The sequence below is a fragment of the Limosilactobacillus sp. DJ3M12 genome (assembly GCF_947381695.1).
Taxonomy (GTDB): Bacteria; Bacillota; Bacilli; order Lactobacillales; family Lactobacillaceae; genus Limosilactobacillus; species Limosilactobacillus kinnaridis.
The window spans coordinates 1-4,318 of the sequence record NZ_CANCWY010000043.1 but is presented as its reverse complement, the minus strand read 5'-3'; the positions used below and the strand labels follow the sequence as shown (position 1 = coordinate 4,318).

Below are 4,318 nucleotides of genomic sequence, written 5' to 3'. Positions count from 1 at the left end.
TGATACCTGATGTCACGCCGAATGGCGTTTTTTATTTACCACCAACTGGGTGGCTAACTTCATTCTATAATCCACCGTATGAAATTATTATATTATTTTTTGGAGAGGGAGTAAAAATGAAGAAATACTGGAAATGGCTAGTGTTAATATTAGTAACTATTGTTGTAATTGTTGCAGGGATGATATTCTATCGTCGTGATAGTAATGGTAAACCGTTTAAGGCAAGTTTAAATCATTCGAAAGTTATGATGACTCCAGATTGGTATGCTAAAGTAACTCTTACTGCTAATAAAGGAACTACATATGAAGTTAAGAACAGCAAAAATAAGGTAATCCAAGGGAAATCAGAGACTAAAAATGGAAAAGCTGAAATAAGATTAAATGATACGGGTAATTACACCGTTATTGCTAAAAGTGATAATGGTCATGTAAGCAAGAAGTTACCTGTGAAAGTTAATCATTATAAAGCAGCACCAAATAAATGGACAAGTTCAGTGGGACCGCTTCGGTTTAAGATTACTAGCGTTGAATATCAAAAGATGAAAAAGAGTGAAGCAAATAAACCAGATAATAGTGGTATTGATGAAGCATACAAAGAATTAAACCATCATTACTATCAAGTTAAAGTAAATTATATTGTAAAGAATAGTAGTAAAAAAGCAGTTAACCCTCAATATACTATTTGGATGCCAGAAGATGATAATGGACAAGAATTTTCGACAGAAACTCCAAGTCCTGATGGTGGTGCTGTTGATACTATTATTGGTACAGAAGCAATTAATCCAGGCAATAGTCGTAGCGGAAGTGTAACAATGTTATCCAATCATAAATTTACTGTTAAGCACTTTAAATTTAGTATTGAAGAAGTTCTTGGAAATGAAGGCAACCATATTGCTAAAGGTGGAGTAGCAGAATTAAAGTAAGTTTTTGGATTATTAATATTTTTCTGCATTAAAATCACATTAAAAACACCCTTGACGAATTCGCCCTCGCTCGGTATACTAATCGTAATTTATATGAGAATTTGCTGAGATCGAATAAGTAACTAATGATAGATTTATCAGAGAGCTGTGACTGGTGCAATGCAGTATTTCTAGAGTTAGTGAAGATGGTTCGTGAGCGATTGATCGGTGAATAATTAGCAGATCACGGCGTTGCTACCGTTACCCAAGCTGCAAATTTATTTTGAATAAGTTTGTTTGAGTGTAGGATTTTAAATTTCCTGAATTTGGGTGGTACCGCGTATTGATCGTCCCTTGAAAAGACTAGTTTCTTTTTGAGGGGCTTTTTATTTACGAGGAGGGGATAAAGATGACAAAGATTACTGCAGAATTAACTAAACCGTTACTAATTGATGGCGCAATGTCAACGGCTTTAGAGCAATTAGGTGCTGATACCAATAACTCATTATGGACGGCGAGTGTTTTAGCTAATCAGCCAGCATTAGTTAAAAAAGTTCACCAGGAATATTTTAAGGCGGGTGCCCGGTTAGCAATTACTGATACTTACCAGACAAATGTTCCGGCATTCATAAAGAATGGTTATTCAAAACAAGAGGCTCATTCATTGATCCAGCGGGCAGTCGCCTTGGCTAAAGAAGCGCGTGATGAATATCAGCAGGAAACCGGTATTTATAACTATGTGGCGGGAGCGCTTGGTCCTTATGGCGCTTATCTTGCCAACGGAAGTGAATATAGTGGTGATTACCACCTCAGTACAACCGAATATCAACAATTTCATCGGCCACGATTAACTGATATTTTAACGGTTGGTGTCGATGTGATTGCAATTGAAACGCAGCCACGCTTAGATGAAGTGCTAGCAGAATTGGACCTTGTCAAAGAACTGGCTCCGGATACTTTATGCTATGTCAGTTTTTCCTTAAAAGATTCCACACATTTACCAGATGGGACACCGTTAGCAGTTGCGGCCCGTACCGTTGCGAAGTATCCAAATGTTTTTGCGGTTGGTGTAAATTGTATTCCATTAGAAGAGGTAACAGCCGCCATTGAGACAATCCATCAGGCAACTGATAAACCGGTTATTGCTTATCCTAATTCAAGTGCGACTTATGATCCGACAACAAAAACGTGGAGCTATCCCCATGGACGTCGCGGTTTAGTTGATTACTTACCACAATGGCTCGCGGCTGGATTGACAATCATTGGGGGATGTTGTACTACTACGCCGCAAGATATTGCTGCCTTACATGAGTACTTAAAAGGAGGCGCCCATCATGACTAAGAAAACGCATTTAGCCCGTGAAATGAGTGCGCGTCATATCCAAATGATTGCGCTTGGTGGAGTAATCGGGACCGGCCTATTTCTCAGTTCTGGTTACACGATTCATCAGGCTGGACCGTTGGGAACCGTTATTGCTTATTTACTTGGCGCCTTAATCGTCTATGCCGTCATGCTATGTTTAGGTGAGCTGAGTGTTGCGATGCCGTATACGGGGGCTTTTCATGTTTACGCCAAAAATCTGATTGGGCCGGCCACTGGATTTACTGTTGCGATCCTTTATTGGTTGACCTGGACGATTGCGATGGGGTCCGAATTTACCGCGGCTGGTCTCATTATGAAGCACTGGTTTCCTCAGATTCCGGTTTGGTGGTGGAGCTTGTTATTTATCATCATTATCCTCTTATCCAACATTTTTACTGTCAAAGCATTTGCGGAAAGCGAATTTTGGTTTGCGGTGATTAAAGTAGTTGCGATCTGCGCGTTTATTTTGTTGGGGACTTTAGCAGTAATTGGTCTTATCCCGATTCAAGGTTACCATCATGCACCTTTGCTGAACAACTTTACTAAGGACGGCCTATTCCCAGGTGGTTTTAGCGGCTTATTTATGACGATGCTAACGGTTAATTTTGCTTTCTCTGGGACTGAATTAATCGCCATCACCGCGGGAGAAACTAAGCATCCTGAAAAGACCCTCCCTAAGGCAATTCATACTACTTTATGGCGGTTAGTGATTTTCTTTGTCGGGAGCATGATCGTTATGGCCTCTTTGATTCCTTATCAAAAGGCGGGGGTAACGCAAAGTCCATTTGTCTACGTTTTTAGCCAACTTGGAATTCCATATGCTGCCGACTTAATGAATTTTGTCGTCCTCACCGCGATTATCTCTGCCGCTAATTCTGGCCTATACGCATCAACCAGGATGTTATGGTCATTAGCTAATGAAGGAACAATTCCAGCTGTCATCGCCAAAACTAATAAACGCGGGATTCCTGTTTTCGCCTTGCTCTTAAGTATGCTTGGTGGGGTGTTAGCTTTGCTTTCCAGCATCTATGCGGCTGGGACGGTCTATTTAGTTTTGGTTTCTGTTTCTGGATTGGCGGTTGTCTTTGTATGGATTGCGATTTCCTTATGTGAGCTCATTTTTCGTCGGCGCTTTTTAGCGGCTGGTCATCAGTTAAGTGAGTTAAAGTATCGCACGCCATGGTATCCGATTGTTCCATGGTTTGCATTTATTGCTAGCAGCCTTTCTTGCATCTTAATTTGGTTTGATCCCCAACAACGAATTGCCTTGTATTGTACGATTCCGTTTGTAATTGCTTGTTATGCTGCTTATTATTTACAAACCTTGTGGCGCAAGTATACTACGAAGAAAAAGGTTTCAACAGTTGTTAAATAGATGTAAAAAAGCTGTAATTAAAAAATTCATAACGCGTAGTAAAATGTACGAGGATAATTTTTAATTAGGAGATATAAAATGTATTCACTATTTTTACTACAGTTGATTCAGACAGTCTTAGTAGCAATCCAATTAGTAATGATCTTCTCAGCTAATAAAGTTAAGCGAGAATGGTTAACCGTTAGCCAGCTGTGCATCGCGGTCGTAATCTTAGCCGACTTATTTTCAGAATTGATCTTCTTTAGTTATACAAGTGTCCTTACTGGCTGTGTATTATTCCTCCAGTTATTCTTGCTTCCAATGTTTTGGAAACAGCTAAAGGCATTTGAAGAATAATATAAAAATAGGTGAGTGGAAATTAACTTTCTTGACAAGGCAGTTAATTCGCACTCACTTTTTTAATCAAAAAAGCACCATGAGACTTACTACATAGTGCCTTTCTATATTATTCGTTGCCAACCATATCATTTACATATTGTTGCAGTTGTTTAATCATTTTCTCGGATAAATGATTAACAATAACTCCATTGCGAGCATGATAGTCAAAATTCTGTAATTGCCATAAAACAACGTATCCTTTAACCCCGGTGCTGACACTACCATTTATCCATAAATTTGCGAGAATACCCCCACTTCTATAAGTAGGGGATGAATCGCTCTCTTAAAGTACGTTAGTGC

At 39.4% G+C, this 4,318-nt stretch carries 4 protein-coding genes and 1 other annotated feature; all 4 genes read left to right on the top strand.

The annotated features are described in order from the left end of the window. Positions 1–116: 116 nt before the first annotated feature. Positions 117–923 carry a DUF4352 domain-containing protein gene (locus tag QOS06_RS10420; RefSeq protein ID WP_225357094.1) on the top strand — a complete coding sequence of 269 codons (807 nt, stop codon included), beginning with the start codon at positions 117–119 and terminating at the stop codon, positions 921–923. 97 nt (positions 924–1,020) lie between these two features. Continuing rightward, positions 1,021–1,260, top strand: a binding site (T-box leader). Positions 1,261–1,311: 51 nt separating this feature from the next. Next, positions 1,312–2,244: a homocysteine S-methyltransferase gene (gene mmuM / locus QOS06_RS10415; protein ID WP_283596024.1), complete on the top strand. Its 933-nt coding sequence runs from the start codon at positions 1,312–1,314 to the stop codon at positions 2,242–2,244. Next, positions 2,237–3,640, top strand: a complete 1,404-nt coding sequence (locus QOS06_RS10410) for an amino acid permease (RefSeq protein WP_229397221.1) — start codon at positions 2,237–2,239, stop codon at positions 3,638–3,640. The genes mmuM and QOS06_RS10410 overlap by 8 nt, the downstream gene beginning before the upstream one ends. Positions 3,641–3,718: 78 nt before the next feature. Then, positions 3,719–3,976, top strand: coding sequence for a hypothetical protein (locus tag QOS06_RS10405; RefSeq protein ID WP_229397223.1), 258 nt, complete (start codon positions 3,719–3,721; stop codon positions 3,974–3,976). The last annotated feature ends 342 nt before the right edge of the window (positions 3,977–4,318 follow it).